The sequence below is a fragment of the Nocardiopsis potens DSM 45234 genome (assembly GCF_000341105.1).
Lineage (GTDB): Bacteria > Actinomycetota > Actinomycetes > Streptosporangiales > Streptosporangiaceae > Nocardiopsis_A > Nocardiopsis_A potens.
The window spans coordinates 59847-73488 of record NZ_ANBB01000025.1 but is presented as its reverse complement, the minus strand read 5'-3'; the positions used below and the strand labels follow the sequence as shown (position 1 = coordinate 73488).

Genomic DNA, 13642 nt, shown 5'->3' with positions numbered 1-13642 from the left:
CGGCGGGGCCGGCGGCTTCTCGTTCGCGCCGGGGCGGGGTGCGGGGGCGCGCCTTGCGGGGCGGGCTACTCCTGGTAGAGGGCGTCGATCTCGTCGGCGTACTTGCGGTGGATGATCCTGCGCTTGAGCTTGAGCGAGGGGGTGAGCTCCTCGCTCTCCACGCTCCACTCCCCCGGCAGCAGGCGCCAGCGCTTGACCTGCTGGACGCGGGCCAGGCCGGTGTTGGCGGCCTGCACCGCGCGGGCCACCTCGTCCCGGACCTCGGGGTGCTCGGCCAGTTCGGCCAGGCCCATGCCGTCCAGGCCGTTGGCGGCGGCCCAGGCCGGCGCGGCCTCGCCGTCCAGGGTGAGCAGGGCGACCGGGAACGGGCGCCGGTCGCCGTAGGCCAGCGCCTGGCCGATGAGCGGGTGCTCCTTGAGCCTGCCCTCGATCGCCGCCGGGGCGATGTTCTCCCCGCCGGCGGTGATGATGATCTCCTTCTTGCGGTCCACCACGTAGAGGAAGCCGTCCTCGTCGAGGCTGCCGATGTCGCCGGTGCGCAGCCAGCCGTCGGCGTCGACGAGCGCGGCCGACTCCTCGGGCCTCCCCAGGTAGCCGGAGGTGTTGATCGGGCCGCGCACCAGGATCTCGCCGTCCTCGGCGATGCGCAGCTCCATGCCGTCGGAGGCCGGGCCGACGCTGCCGAACCGGTAGGCCTCCGGCCGGTTCATGGTGACCGCGCCGCAGTTCTCCGTCATCCCGTACAGGTCGCGGACGAGCACCCCCAGGCCGCTGAAGAAGCGCACCGTCTCCTCGGGCACCGGCGCGGCCGCGGTGAGGCAGTAGACCGCGCGGTCCAGGCCGATCAGCGCCCGGATCGGGGCCAGCACCTCGGCGTCGGCGCGGGCGAACCGCTCGGCCAGCCCGGGCTCGCGCTCCCTGCCGTACTGGCCCTGCTCGAAGTAGTCCCGGGCGACCTCGGCGGCCGCCTCGATGGCGGTGCGCTGCTCCTGGGGGGCGGCGGACAGCGCCGCGGTCAGCCCGGCCTGGAGCTTCTCCCACACCCGGGGGACGCCGAACAGCCCGTGCGGGCGGACCAGCCGGAGGTATTCGCCGAGCCGGGAGAGGTCGGGGCAGAAGTAGAGGTGGCCGGCGATGCGCAGCGGGAGGTAGGCGCTGAGCACCCGCTCGGCGATGTGCGCCATCGGCAGGTAGGACAGGGCGGCGGCCCGCTCGGGGGTCCGGTTGGCGCGCAGCGAGATGGTGCACTGGAACAGCACCTGGTGGTGGGTCTCGTAGACGCCCTTGGGGTTCCCGGTGGTGCCCGAGGTGTAGAGCAGTGTGGCGTTGTCCTCGGGGCGGACGGCGGCCATCCGCTTCTCGACCGGGGCCGGGTCGGCGGCGCGCAGCCGGGCGCCCTCGGCGGTGAAGTCGGCCCAGGAGACGTAGCGGCGGCCCGACGGGGCGTCGGCGGGGACCGCGCCGGGGTCGAGCAGGACCACGGTGTGCAGCTCCGGGAGCCGGTCCAGGGCGAGGCTCCAGCGCTTCAGCTCCTCGGCGCCCTGCAGCACCGCGACCCGCGCCCCGCAGTCGGCGGCGACGAAGGCGACCTGCTCGGGGGCGAAGGTGGCGTAGACGGTGAGCGGGACCCCGCCGGCGTGCACCGCGCCGGAGTCGGCGATGAGGTGCTCGGAGCGGTTCGGCAGCATCAGGGCGACCACTTCGCCGGGGCGCAGCCCGGTGTGCACCAGCGCGGCCGCGGCGTCCAGGGCGGCCCGGCGGTACTCCGACCAGGTCAGGGTGGTCCATCCGGCGTCCGGGCCGTCGCCGGCCCGGTCGGAGAGGGCCGGGGCGTCGCCCGCCTCCTCCTCGGTCCTGCGGAACCAGTCCACCAGGGTCTGGCCCGCGATCTCCGCTTCCACATCGGCGCGCTCCGCCAGGACGTCCCTCTGCCGCATGCAGCCCTCCAGCCGCTCGTCGTGACCCAGGTCACCCCGTGCGGCTTATAGGACCATGCGGCGGTTCCGCCGGGCAAGCCCGACCCGGCCCGCCCCGGGACCGCCCGCGGGCTCAGAGGTAGAGCCCGCCGCGGACCGGGGCGGGCAGCGCGACCGCCTCGGCGTAGGCGTCGGCGAGCCGGTCCACCACCTCCCCGAAGACCTCCGGCGGCTGGGTGTAGGCGAGCCGGATGTAGCGCTCCAGGGTGCCCTCGGTGCCGAACACCGGCCCCGGCCCGGGGTGCACGCCGTGCCGGTGGGCGGCCTCGCTGAGCGCTCCGGCGACCGGCTGCGGCAGCGCCACCCAGAGCACCAGGCCGCCGCTGGGGGTGGTGAACCGCCAGTCGGGGAGGCGCTCGCGGAGCCGGGCGGTGAGGGCGTCCCGGCTCCGCCGCAGCCCGGTGCTGCGCTCGGCGCGGATCCGGGTGACGTCGGCGAGCAGCCGGGTCACGATGAGCTGGTCCAGCAGCGGGCTGCTGATGTCGACCCGCTGCCGGATCGCCATCAGCCGCTCCACCATGGGCGGGGTGGTGCGCACCCAGCCCAGCCGCAGCCCGCCCCAGAGCAGCTTGGAGACCGATCCGACGCTGAACACCCGGCCGTCGGTGTCGTAGGCGGCCACCGGGGCGGGCTGGTCTCCGGAGTCGATGGCCAGCTCGGCGACGCTCTCGTCGATGATCAGCGAGCTGCCGGCCCGGCGCGCCTCGGCCACCAGGGCGGCCCGCTCGTCGTCGTCCATCAGCGCCCCGGTGGGGTTCTGGAAGTCGGGGATCAGGTAGGCGGCGCGGGGCCGGGCCCGGCGGAAGGCGTCGGCCGCGTACTCCATGTCCCAGCCGTCGGAGGAGACCCCGATGGTGCGGATCCGCGCCTCCCGGCGGCGCGCGCTCTCCAGGGCGTGCGGGTAGGTGGGGGTCTCCATCAGGATCGCGTCGCCCGGTTCCAGCAGCAGGTCGAGCAGGAGGGTGACCGCGTGCTGGGCGCCGTTGGTGACGAAGATCTGGTCGGGGGTGGTGGGCAGGCCCCGCTCGACGTAGCGCCGGGCGATGGCGTGCCGCAGCTCGGGCAGGCCGCGCGGGGTGTAGCCGAGCTTGCCGACGTGCGCGGGGAGCTGCTCGACCGCCGACCGGGCCGCCTCCTGCAGGCCCTCCACCGCCGGGGAGGCGGCCACGCCCACGTCGTAGAGCTCCGCCTGCGGGACGAACGGCGCGCCGGGGGACGCGCTCGGCTCCGGCAGCACGGTCCAGCTGCCGGCGCCCTGCCGGCTGTCCAGGTAGCCGTTGTCCCGGAGCCAGGTGTAGGCGGCGGTCACCGTGTTCCGGCTCACCCGCAGGGCGGTGGCCAGGTCCCGCTCGGCGGGCAGCCGGGTGTGGGTGGGCACCCTGCCGTCGAGGATGAGGCCGCTGATCGCCCTGGCCACGGCGAGGTAGTAGGGGCGCCCCTGGGCGCTGTCGCCGACCAACCGGGCCAGTAGGACGCCGCTGATCCGTCTTTCGCCGACCATGAGAGGGCCACTTTCGCCGATTGGATCTGTTCTTTCCGGTTCAGATGGCGCCAATATTACGCACATGCCCGGATCTCCGACGAACCCCGCCTCCCGTCCGTCCTCCTCACCCCGCGCCGGCAGGGCCGCCTCCCTCCTCGACGCCGTGCTCCCCCGCCCCCGCCTCAGCAGGCTGGTCCGGCTCTTCGTCGGGCTGCACCTGTTCGGGGCCGGCGGCGCCCTGCTCATCGCCGCCGATCTGGGCAGCTCCCCGTGGGACGTGCTCCACCAGGGGCTGTCCCGGCACACCGGGCTGTCCGTGGGGACCTGGAGCATCATCATCGGCGCACTGCTGATGCTGCTGTGGATCCCGCTGCGCCAGCGCCCCGGACTGGGCACGGTCAGCAACGTGGTCGTGGTGGGGCTGTCGGTCGACGCGACGCTGTGGTGGCTGCCCGACCCCGAGGCCGGCGGGCTGGTGCTGCGCGCCGCCTACCTGGCCGCGGGGATCGTGGTCACCGCGGTCGCGACGGGCTGCTACATCGGCGCCCGGCTGGGCCCGGGCCCGCGCGACGGGCTGATGACCGGCCTCGCCGCGCGCGGCCTGTCCATCCGCGCGGCCCGCACCGGGATCGAGGTCACCGTGGTGGTGCTCGGTTTCCTGCTCGGCGGCACCGTCGGCCTGGGCACGCTCGCCTTCGCCCTGGCCATCGGTCCGCTCGCCCAGGTGTTCATCCCGAGGATGCGGCTGCGCGAACCGGAATGACGCCCCGGGCGTCCCACGGGGTGACGGACGCCACCCGCCCCGGGCCCGCGCCGGGCGCGGGGCATCGAGCCGCCGAGGGGGGTGGGATCGGCGCGCGGCCCCGACCGCCGCGCCCGCGCGCCGGGGGCCGCCCCCGCGGGTAGGCTCTGCCGGACGGGCGCGAAGCGCCCCGAACGGACGATTCGCCCACTCCGGGCGACCCGCATCCGTAAACACCCCCGGACCGGACCGGCGCACCGAACCCGGAGCCGCTGACCAGCACCGTTACTAGAATTCCGGCTAAACCGCCCGGTTTCTGGACACAACGCTTCCGAGGGGGATCCGGGCCGTTCCGAACGCCTCCGGCGGAGAGCCCGCCGGAGCGGTTCGGGGCCCTCTCAGAGTTGGATACGGTACGTCCGGCGACGACGTGATCTTGATCATTCAGGGGGTGAGCCGCGTGTCCGGCCGGATCGAGGACTATGCGCTTATCGGCGACATGCAGACAGCCGCGCTCGTGGGACGCGACGGCTCGGTCGATTGGCTCTGCATGCCGCATTTCGACTCGCCCGCCTGCTTCACCGCGCTGCTCGGCGACGAGCAGAACGGCAACTGGTGGATCCGCCCGACCGACGGCCCGGTGCGGGCGACCCGCCGCCGCTACCGCCCCGACACGCTCATCCTGGAGAGCGAGTGGGACACCGACGAGGGCACCGTCCGCGTCATCGACTTCATGCCGCCCCGCGGCGGCGCCCCGCACCTGGTCCGCATCGTCGAGGGCGTGCGGGGCCGGGTGAGCGTCTCGACCGAGCTTCGGGTCCGCTTCGACTACGGCAACGTGGTCCCCTGGATCACCCGCAGCGGCACCGAGCTGGTCGCCGTTGCCGGCCCCGACTCGGTCTGGCTGAGCACCACCGTCCCGCTGCGCGGGCACAACTTCGTGCACGACGCCGAGTTCACCGTCAGCGCCGGCCAGCGGGTGCCGTTCGTGCTGACCTGGCACCCCTCGCACACCGAGGAGTCCGACCACCTCGACGCGGAGAAGTCGCTCTCCCGCACCGAGCGGTTCTGGAAGCAGTGGGTGGACGACTGCAGCTACAAGGGCGAGTACCGCGAGGCCGTGGTCCGCTCGCTGATCACCCTCAAGGCGCTCACCTACCGCCCCACCGGCGGGATCGTCGCCGCCCCCACCACCTCGCTGCCGGAGGAGATCGGCGGGGTGCGCAACTGGGACTACCGCTACTGCTGGCTGCGCGACGCCACCATCACCCTGGAGGCGCTGATCCGCAGCGGCTACACCGAGGAGGCGCGCGCCTGGCGCGAGTGGCTGGTGCGGGCGGTCGCCGGCGAGCCCCAGCACATGCAGATCATGTACGGCGTCCGGGGCGAGCGGCGGCTGGCCGAGTGGGAGGCCGACTGGCTGCCCGGCTACGAGGACTCCCGGCCGGTGCGGATCGGCAACGCCGCGGTGCAGCAGTACCAGCTGGACGTGTACGGCGAGGTCATGGACGTGCTCGACCTGGCCCGCCGGTGCGGCCTGAACGGCGGCGACCACCTGTGGGGCATGCAGCGCTCGCTGGTCAACTTCCTGGAGTGGTGCTGGGACGAGCCGGACGAGGGCCTGTGGGAGGTCCGCGGCCCCCGTCAGCACTTCGTGCACTCCAAGGTGATGGCCTGGGTCGCCGCCGACCGCGCGGTCCGCGCCATCGAGGAGTTCGGCGAGGAGGGCCCGCTGGACCGGTGGCGGTCGCTGCGCGACACCATCCACGCCGAGGTCTGCGAGTACGGGTTCGACGCCCGCCGCAACACCTTCACCCAGTACTACGGCAGCACCGAGCTGGACGCGGCGCTGCTGCTCATCCCCGAGGTCGGGTTCCTCCCCTACGACGACCCGCGGGTCGTCGGCACCATCGAGGCGATCCGCGACGACCTGATGGTCGACGGCTTCGTGATGCGCTACCGGACCGACCGGGAGGAGGCCGCGGACAAGCTCCCCGGCGACGAGGGCGCCTTCCTCGCCTGCAGCTTCTGGATGGCCAACGCGCTGCTCTCCATCGGCCGGGAGAAGGAGGCCCGGGAGCTGTTCGAGCGGCTGCTGTCGCTCCGCAACGACCTGGGGCTGCTCGCCGAGGAGTGGGATTCCTCCGCCGGCCGCCAGGTGGGCAACTTCCCGCAGGCGTTCAGCCACGTGCCGCTGGTGACCACGGCCCTCAACCTGGCCCACGCCGACGACCGGGTCCGCGGAACCGGCGACTGACCTGCGCCTTCGGGCCCGCCGGCGCGGGCCCGAAGGGTGCCGGAGGGGCCCGGGTGGGAATGATCCCCTCCATGCTGGACTTCACCGGCCAGGGCTGGGAGCAGGTCGGCGCCCTGCTCGTGGCGCTGCTGCTCTGCTCGCTGATCGGCCTGGAGCGCCAGCTCCGGCAGAAGTCGGCGGGGCTGCGCACGCACACCCTGGTGGGGGTGGGCGCCGCCCTGTTCATGCTGGTGAGCAAGTGGGGGTTCGGCGACGTCCTGCAGCTGGAGGACGTCACCCTCGACCCGTCCCGGGTGGCCTCCCAGATCGTCTCCGGGATCGGCTTCATCGGCGCCGGGCTGATCTTCGTCCGCCGCGACACCGTGCGCGGCCTGACCACCGCCGCCACCGTGTGGGTGGTGGCCGCGGTGGGCACCGCGGCCGGGGCCGGGCTGTGGGTGCTGGCGGGGGCGGTGACCGCCGCGCACTTCCTGGTCGCCTACGCCTATCCGGCGCTGATCCGCCGGATCAGCCGGTCCGCGCACTACGCCACGGTGTTCGAGGTGGAGTACCTGGACGGGCGGGGCGCGCTGCGCGGCATCCTCGCCGAGGCCACCCGGCACGACTACACCGTCCGCGACGTGCGCACCTCCCGCGGCGGCGCGGGCCCCGCCGGCCCCGCCTCGATCGAGCTGTCGCTGCTGGTGGTGGGCAGGACCGAACCGAGCCGACTGGCGGCCGCCCTGGCCGAGGTGGACGGCGTCCTCTCGGTGCACACCGCCGACCCCGACGACGTGGAGGGCTGATCCCGAGCGGAGTGCAGGCAGGCGGAGTGCAGGCAGTCGGTCGGTCAAGCGCGACGCCTCACGGGGCGGGGGTTCAAGCGGGCGGCGACGGCGGGAGTGGGCACCGGCCGGTCGGTCCGGCGCGGCACCCCACGGAGCAAGGGTCCAAACAGGCGGCGACGGCGCCGGTAGGGGCAGGGCCGGGCACCCCAGCCGGGCGCGGCGCCTCGCGGAGCGAAGCTTCAAACAAGCGGCGACGGCGGAAGTGGGCACCGGCCGGTCGGTCCGGCGCGGCACCCCACGGGGTGGGGTTCAGACCAGCGGCGACGGCACAGGCAGGGGCGGGGTACAGGTGGCCGCCCGAGCGCGGTGCCCCACGGGGCGAGGCTTCAAGCAGGCAGCGAAGGCGGGGGGCACCGGCCGGTCGGTCGGGCGGGCGCGGCGCCCCACGGAGCGAAGGTCAAGACGGGCGGCGACGGCAGCGGTAGGGACGGGGCGAAGGCGATCGCCCGGGCGCGGCGCCTCACAGAGCCGGGGTTCAAGCAGGCGGCGAAGGCGGGAAGGGGACCGGCCGGTCGGTCGGGTGCGGCAGAGCGGGGCGGGGCGGCAGGGGTGGTCCGGGGTGGCGAAGCGCCGTTCCCGCGTCGCCCGGGCGTCGGGGCCGGCCGGTCTTGAAACCGCTACCCCTCTCCGACCTGGGTGAATACACAGAGCGATGGCAGTGAGGGGCGCCCTGCGCACCGCGAGAGCACCCCGGTGATTCCCGGGCGCGCATCCCGGGCCGGAGCCGCCCCGGGAGGCTCGATCGGGGCCGTTCAGGCCGGTGATCGGGGGTTCGAGCCGCCCGCAAGGGCGCAAAGCAGGAGGCCGGAACTCTGGCAGAGGCGGGGCGGGGGCGAGATGTCGCTTTTGCCCTGCCGAGAGGCCTCGCTTTGGCCACTCTGGGTAACCGCCGAGGGGGCAATGGGGGCTTCGGGGCTTACTACTCGCTGGTAGATGTAATCGGGGTGCTGCCGAGGTGCGCAGAGCGCCCCCACCCCCGCCCGATCCCCGCCGCGAACCCGGCATACGGGATATGACCACCCCCGACGGGAGCACGCGCCGGGCCGGTGAACGCAGCGCCCGCCCCCTCCCACCCTCGCCGCCCGTTTGAACCTTTGCTCTGCGAGACGCCGCGCCCGACCGACCGGCCGGTCCCCCACTGCCGCCGTCGCTGCCCGCTTGAACCCCGGCCCCGCGAGACGCCGCGCCCGGGTGAGGCGCCCGGCCCCGCCCCTACCGCTGCCGTCGCCGCCGGTCTGAACCTGCACCCCGTGGGGCGCCGCGCCGGACCGACCGGCCGGTCCCCTGCCCGCCTTCGTCACCTGCTTGAACCTTCACCCCGTGGGGCGCCGCGCCCGACTGGCCGGCACGCCCCCTTCCGCCTTCGCCGCCCGCTTGAACCCCGACCACGCGAGATGCCGCACCCGACCGACCGGCCAGCACCCCCTCCCGCCGTCGCCACCCGTCCGGACCTTCGCTCCGTGGGGCGCCGCGCCTGGTCGGGCCTCCCGTCCCTCTTCCCTCCCCCGGGGCCCTCGTTGCAGCGGCCGCTTGACGGCAAGGCCGGTCGGGACGGCGACGACGTCAAGATCAACGCCGGAGGGGCCTCAGGTGAGCTTGGGGTCGCCCCACACGCCGACCGCGCCGGAGCAGTCGCCCGACCACTCCACGGTCAGCCGGAGCCGGAGCACCCCGGAGACGTCCGCGCTGATCTCGGCCGGGGACCCGGGGCCCGCGGTGGCCGAGGCCAGCTCCTTGCCGTCGCCGACCACGGTGAAGACCGCCCGGGGCCCGGAGGAGTCGTCGTCGACGCCCACCGTCGCCGCGAACGAGGAGGAGCCGCGGCCCAGGTTGTACTCGGCCGACGGCTTGCCGCAGGCGCCGGAGACGGTCAGCGACTCCTGGTAGCGCACCCCGTCCAGGACCGCCGCCCCCGACCCGTACTCCTGTGCGGGCAGGATGGTGGAGCGGTCGGACAGGGGGCTGCCGGGGCGCTCGTTGATCCGCTCCTCTTCCTCACCGTCCTCCTCCTTCTCCTCGGCCTTCTCCGAGGGGGAGGCGCTCGCCGCGGCGGACGCGGAGGCGGAGCCGCCGCGCTTCGGCTCGGCGGCGGGCGACTCCACCGCCTGCCCTCCGCCCCGGCCGGGCTCCTCCTCGTCGCCCAGCAGCGCCCAGGCGGCGGCCCCGCCGCCGCCGAACAGCGCCAGGGCCAGCACCGCGGCGCCGCCGGCCAGCGCCGCCTTCTTCGCGCCGCTCGCCTTCTTCCCCGCCCCGGCCGCGCCTCCGGCGGCCGCCGGGGGCGCGGCGTGCGGCGGGACGGCGTGCGGCGGGGCGTCCTCCGGCACGGTGTCGGGAGGCCGCGGGGCGGACGGACGCGGAGCGGGCGGCGGCGCCGGGGCCCCCGCCGCGAACGCCGGGCCCTCCCCCCGCCCGGCGACCAGGGCGCGCAGCTCGCGGATCCACGCCCCGGTGCCGGGGCGCTCGTCCGGCTCCACCGAGAACATCGCCAGGATCCGCTCCCGCCGCTCGGGCGGGGCGGCGGCCAGCGGCGGCAGCGCCTGGAAGGCCTGCCGGACCTGCTCCGGCGAGGGCGGCGGGTTCTCCCCGCGCAGCGCGTAGTAGACGATGCCGCCGAAGGCGTAGCGGTCGGTGGCCGGCGAGTACTCGCCGACGAACACCTCGGGCGCCGCGTAGCCGGGGGTGAACCAGGGGGTGCGGGTGACGTGCCGGGCCGAGATCCGGCTCAGCCCGAAGTCGACCAGGGTGGCCTCGCCGGCGTCGCCCAGCATGATGTTGCCCGGCGAGAGGTCCCCGTGCACCACGGGGCGCCCCGACGGGGTGGCCCGGCCGGAGTGCAGGTGGTCGATGACCTCCGCGGTCCGCTCCAGGGCCGCGAGCACCCCGTCGGCGGCCTGCGGGCCGCCGACCGGGTTCTCCTTGCGCCAGGCGCGCAGCGGGACGCCCGCGACGTAGTTCATCACCAGGTACAGCGACCGGGTGGCGGGGTCCGCCCGCCCGGCCGGGTGCTCGCGCGGCCCCTGGAAGTACTCCCGGATCCCCACCACGCCGGGCACGTTGATGAAGCGCAGCAGCTCGGCCTGCTCGGCCCAGCGGGCGCCGAGCTCCCCGAACTGCTGCTCGTCGGCGGCGATCTCGGGGTGCAGCGCCTTGACGATCACCGGTTCCCGGGCGCCGGCGAGCACCACCTCGGCGAGGTGGAGCATGCCCTCGCCGCCGCGTCCGACCTCCCGGACCAATCGGTATTTGTCCGGTCGGTCCTCGGGGCCGACAAACAGCTCAGAGCTCACTGGTTCGCCTGTTCCACGGTGTTCGGCGGGGGGTGACGGGAGAAGCGGGGGCGGCCGCGTCGGCGGCCGGCCTGCGTCCCCGGTCCGGCGTCCGGACACCGGGGGCGGCGGACATCGTAGCGGAGCCCTCCGACCACCGGAGAACCGGGCCGAGTCCCGGGGACGGCCCCGCTGACCGGCCGGGCCGGCCGGTCAGCGGGGGATGCTCTTATGGATGTCAGACGTCGATCCGCCCGGGGCCGGCGCCCTTCAGCTCCTTCTCCAGCTCCCCGAACATGTCCGGGCCGCCGATCGACTTCCCGTTGAGGTAGACGGCGGGGGTGCCGCTGAAGGCGTCCTCGCCGCTGTAGCGTGCCGAGGCCGCGTCGGTCGCGCCGATCAGCCCCGCCGCCAGGGAGCCGTCGGGTGCGCTCCTCTCGGCGCCGGCGGCCTGCGCGGCCGGCATCTCGGCGTCGATCCGCTCGGCGAAGGCCGGGTCGTCGATGCCCGCCTCGGCGCCCCACTCCTTCAGCTCCCCGGGGGTGAAGCCCCCGCTGCCCTCGGCGGGCTGGTTGTCGAAGAGGACCTGCTGGTACTCGACGTACCGCCCGGCCTCGGCCGCGGCCATCGCGGCCACGCCCGCCCGGACCGAATTGGCGCCGAGCGGCTCCGGCCGCCCGGCGAAGATGCTCACCGGCCGGTAGTGCAGGGTGATCTCGCCGTCCTCCGCGAGCCCCTCCAGGTCGGCGCCGCTCTGCGTGTGGAACTGCTTGCAGGCGGGGCACTGGAAGTCCATGTAGACCTCCACCACCGGCAGGCCGGTGTGCTCGGCGCCGTAGACGACGCTGCCGTCGGCCTGCATGGCCTGCATGCCGTCCTCGGAGGTGCCGTCACCGGCCGGCGCGCCGGCTCCGGCGGGGTCCTGCCCGGCGCCGCCTGCCTGCTCCTGCCCGCCGCCGATCGGCAGCAGGAGGTACAGCGCGACCGCGGCGACCAGGACCAGCACCAGTCCGCCCGCGACGATGCCGATGATCAGTGGCGCCTTGGACTTCTTCGGCGCGGGGGGCGCGGTGCCCGCCGGCCCCTGCGGCCACGGCGCCCCCGGCGGTGCACCGTGCTGCGCCCCCGGCGGCGGGAACGGCGGCACGCCCCCGTGCTGCGGCCCCGGGCCGGGCGCCCCCGGTCCCGGAGGCGGGCCCTGCTGCGGCCCCGGCGGCGGTCCGGCGGGAGGCGGCCCCGGCGGCGGTCCGGCCGGGGGCGGCCCCTGCGGCGGAGCGCCCGCAGACGGAGCGCCCTGGAGGTGCGGCGCTCCGGGCGGGACGGGGCCGGGGCCCTGCGGCCCCGGAGGGCCGGGCGGCGGTCCTGCGGGGCCGGCCGGGGGCGGCCCGCCCGGTACCCCGTGCGGGGCGGGCGGTCCCGGCACTCCGGGAGGACTCTGCGGTCCGCCGGGGCCCGGCGGCCGCCCCTCCCCCGGTCGTCCTCCGTCGGGCCGCTGATCCATACGCGCCTCCCTGTGCCTCGTCCGTCGCCGTCGGGTGTGGACCCGGTGCAGAGCCTAGACGCACCCGCCGCCCGCCCCGGGCGGCCCCGGCCCCGGGCTCCGCGCGGCCCGGTCGGCGGACCCGCTTTCGGACCGCCCGCAGGAGGGCGGTGGCCGCGCAGAGGGACGTTCCGCCTGCGGCGGCGCACCGCCCCGGCCCTCGATCCGCCCGCGGAGTCGGCGGTTCCGTGCTTTTTCGTCCCCGCGCGCCGCTAGGTTTGTCCGCATGGCACGACCTTTGAACGAGATCATGGACGAGGGCTGGGCGAAGGCGCTGGAGCCGGTCGCCGGGAAGATCGCGGAGATGGGCGAGTTCCTCCGCAACGAGGTCGCGGAGGGCCGCACCTACCTGCCCGCCGGGGACAACGTGCTGCGCGCCTTCCAGCAGCCGTTCGACGAGGTGCGGGCGCTGATCGTCGGTCAGGACCCCTACCCCACCCCCGGGCACGCGATCGGGCTGAGCTTCGCCGTCGCACCGGACGTCAAGCTCCCCGGGAGCCTGCGCAACATCTTCAAGGAGTACTGCGAGGACCTGGGGCACCCGATGCCCTCCAACGGCGACCTCACGCCCTGGACCGAGCAGGGCGTGCTGCTGCTCAACAGGTCGCTGTCGGTGATGCCGCGCAAGCCCGCCTCGCACCGCGGCAAGGGCTGGGAGGAGATCACCGACCAGGCCATCCGCGCGCTGGCCGCCCGGAACAAGCCGATGGTCGCGATCCTGTGGGGGCGCGACGCCCGCAGCCTGCGCCCGCTCATGCCCGAGGTGCCGTGCGTGGAGTCCACCCACCCCAGCCCGATGGCGGCGCACAACGGCTTCTTCGGCTCGCGCCCGTTCAGCAAGGCCAACGCCCTCCTGGAGCAGCAGGGCGCCGAGCCGATCGACTGGCGCCTGCCCTAGCCGCGCCCCCGGCCCGCACCGGCCCCGGTGTCCGCGCCTCCCCGGGGCCCTCGGAGCGGCACGGGCACCGGGGCGGCGCGGCCGGGCCCCCTCCCCCGTCCGCCCGCGGCGGCACTCGGGCCGCCGCGGGCCCGCGCGGTGCGGCCGTCAGCCCTGGCGGGCGGCCCGCTCCGCGATCTCCGCGTCGCTGATCTCCACGCAGAACTCGTTGCCCTCCGGGTCGGCGAGCACCACGAAACCGCCGCCGCCCTCCCGCCGGAGGTCGGCGACCTGCGTCGCGCCGAGCCCGATCAGCCGCTCCACCTCGGCGTCGCGGCGGCGCTCCCCCGGCCCCAGGTCGAGATGGACCCGGTTCTTCACCGACTTGCCCTCCGGGACCTTGAGGAAGAGCAGTTCGGGGCCGCCGCCGGGGACGATGACCGACGCCTCGTCACCTCCCGGGACGTCGTCGGGGTGGATCCCGCCGTCCAGGACCCGGGCCCAGAAGGACGCGAGCGTGTGCGGGTCCGCGCAGTCGAAGGTGATCGTCCTGATGACCGATGGCAAGTTTCCTCCTGAGGAGACCGGTTCCAGCCGGAAAAGCCGTTTTCTACGGGCTTTCCGTGGCATGCTCCCATCCGGGGCCGCGGCCCGGCATCCGGTTTTTCCGGCCG

9 protein-coding genes are annotated in these 13642 nt (G+C 75.2%); 4 read left to right on the top strand and 5 right to left on the bottom strand.

Going from position 1 to position 13642, the window contains the following annotated elements:
• Nucleotides 1–65: 65 nt before the first annotated feature.
• The gene (locus D459_RS0109990) at nt 66–1937 is read right to left on the bottom strand and encodes an AMP-dependent synthetase/ligase (protein WP_017592863.1); all 1872 of its coding nucleotides are present in this window, start codon (nt 1935–1937) and stop codon (nt 66–68) included.
• 112 nt (nt 1938–2049) lie between these two features.
• Entirely contained in the window at nt 2050–3477 is a 1428-nt protein-coding gene (yczR, locus tag D459_RS0109985) for a MocR-like transcription factor YczR (protein WP_051065392.1), read from the bottom strand.
• 64 nt (nt 3478–3541) lie between these two features.
• Here yczR and yczE point away from each other — a divergent pair, with 64 nt between their 5' ends.
• The 3 genes from yczE to D459_RS0109970 all read left to right on the top strand — a co-directional run bounded on the left by yczE (nt 3542) and on the right by D459_RS0109970 (nt 7243).
• On the top strand, nt 3542–4222 hold the full coding sequence (gene yczE / locus D459_RS0109980; protein WP_051065391.1) for a membrane protein YczE: 681 nt from the start codon (nt 3542–3544) through the stop codon (nt 4220–4222).
• Between the two features lie 439 nt (nt 4223–4661).
• Nucleotides 4662–6458, top strand: a complete 1797-nt coding sequence (locus D459_RS0109975) for a glycoside hydrolase family 15 protein (RefSeq protein WP_040709691.1) — start codon at nt 4662–4664, stop codon at nt 6456–6458.
• A gap of 71 nt (nt 6459–6529) precedes the next feature.
• Nucleotides 6530–7243, top strand: coding sequence for an MgtC/SapB family protein (locus tag D459_RS0109970; RefSeq protein ID WP_026120241.1), 714 nt, complete (start codon nt 6530–6532; stop codon nt 7241–7243).
• Nucleotides 7244–8871: 1628 nt separating this feature from the next.
• On the opposite strand, the gene D459_RS31270 is transcribed toward D459_RS0109970, so the two are convergent.
• Together D459_RS31270 and D459_RS34225 are read right to left on the bottom strand one after the other, a co-directional pair.
• On the bottom strand, nt 8872–10521 hold the full coding sequence (locus D459_RS31270) for a protein kinase domain-containing protein (RefSeq protein ID WP_017592858.1): 1650 nt from the start codon (nt 10519–10521) through the stop codon (nt 8872–8874).
• Nucleotides 10522–10789: 268 nt separating this feature from the next.
• The gene (locus D459_RS34225) at nt 10790–11698 is read right to left on the bottom strand and encodes a DsbA family protein (protein WP_241484992.1); all 909 of its coding nucleotides are present in this window, start codon (nt 11696–11698) and stop codon (nt 10790–10792) included.
• A gap of 619 nt (nt 11699–12317) precedes the next feature.
• Here D459_RS34225 and D459_RS0109955 point away from each other — a divergent pair.
• Nucleotides 12318–12989: a uracil-DNA glycosylase gene (locus tag D459_RS0109955; protein ID WP_026120240.1), complete on the top strand. Its 672-nt coding sequence runs from the start codon at nt 12318–12320 to the stop codon at nt 12987–12989.
• 147 nt (nt 12990–13136) lie between these two features.
• On the opposite strand, the gene D459_RS0109950 is transcribed toward D459_RS0109955, so the two are convergent.
• Nucleotides 13137–13535, bottom strand: coding sequence for a VOC family protein (locus tag D459_RS0109950; RefSeq protein ID WP_017592856.1), 399 nt, complete (start codon nt 13533–13535; stop codon nt 13137–13139).
• Nucleotides 13536–13642: the final 107 nt, after the last annotated feature.